This is a genomic window from Aeromonas lusitana, from assembly GCF_002812985.1.
In the GTDB taxonomy this organism is placed as follows: Bacteria; Pseudomonadota; Gammaproteobacteria; order Enterobacterales; family Aeromonadaceae; genus Aeromonas; species Aeromonas lusitana.
The window spans coordinates 1-865 of the sequence record NZ_PGCP01000056.1; the positions used below are offsets into that span (position 1 = coordinate 1).

Here is an 865-nt window from a genome sequence, read left to right on the forward strand (position 1 = left end):
TCCAGCACGGCGCCAAAGTCCACGTCCTGCTGGGGGCTGGCGAGTTCCAGCCTCAGCTGGAAGGGGCCGTTCAGTGCCTCTTCCAGCGCAAATTCGGCCACCACAAAAGTGCTCTCGGGCAAGGCCCCCACCTTGACGGTGAATTGTAATCCTGTGCTGTCTGACATCGGCGTGCCTCTGCTGTCGGCCCCGCATTTTTGCGGGCTAGCCTCAAGGTGGGAGAGAGATCCCCCATGGCCGCCACTTTTTTGCCGCCATGGCTACCGCACGCCCCGAAGGCGTGCGTGAAGATCCATCGTCATGTTCTTTCTTGTGCTCGCTCGAGGGGCAAACGGGCAGAAGAAAGCGCTGACTGGCGGTAAGCAGGCCGGTCATCCCGGCCTTCGGGATCAAGCCAGATTGGCCTGAATGTACTGGGCTATTTGCACACTGCGGTTATCGCCACGGTTTTGCAGATCGGCGATCACCTCCTGCACTGTGCCGCGATAGACCAGGGAACCACGGACCAGGGTCCTGTGGTTATGGCCCACGTCGGTGAAGGTGGCACCGCCCCTGTGCAGGTGAATATGCGGCTCGTTGGTATCGGGATAGAACGACTCTCTTGGCATCTTGCCTCCCTGTCTGAAGAGCGAAAAAGGAGCACCCATGTGGGTGCTCCCCCAGGCATCAAGCCTCGATCGGCGCGCGCCAGTCATCGGCACCAGAGGTACCGGCGACTGTATGCTCCCAGTCAATCTTGCGATAGGCCAGGGAGACCTGGATCAGCTGGGTGAAGTCAGACTTGGCCGGATCCTGGCAATGGGGCATCTGGCAGTCGATGTCGACGATAGTGGCATCGGTCAGCACAGTGCTGAAGAAGTGCTCT

1 protein-coding gene and 1 pseudogene are annotated in these 865 nt (G+C 60.1%); both read right to left on the reverse strand.

Going from position 1 to position 865, the window contains the following annotated elements; all coding sequences use genetic code 11:
* Positions 1 to 389 precede the first annotated feature (389 nt).
* On the reverse strand, positions 390 to 608 hold the full coding sequence (locus CUC44_RS20690; protein WP_100861736.1) for a hypothetical protein: 219 nt from the start codon (positions 606 to 608) through the stop codon (positions 390 to 392).
* A 58-nt stretch (positions 609 to 666) separates the two neighbouring features.
* Positions 667 to 865: pseudogene (hcp1, locus tag CUC44_RS20695) on the reverse strand (type VI secretion system effector Hcp1); the annotation flags it as partial.

Excerpts from the sequence above, each read along its gene's own strand:
- CUC44_RS20690 (WP_100861736.1), bottom strand. The coding sequence starts at position 608 with ATGCCAAGAGAGTCGTTCTATCCCGATACCAACGAGCCGCATATTCAC.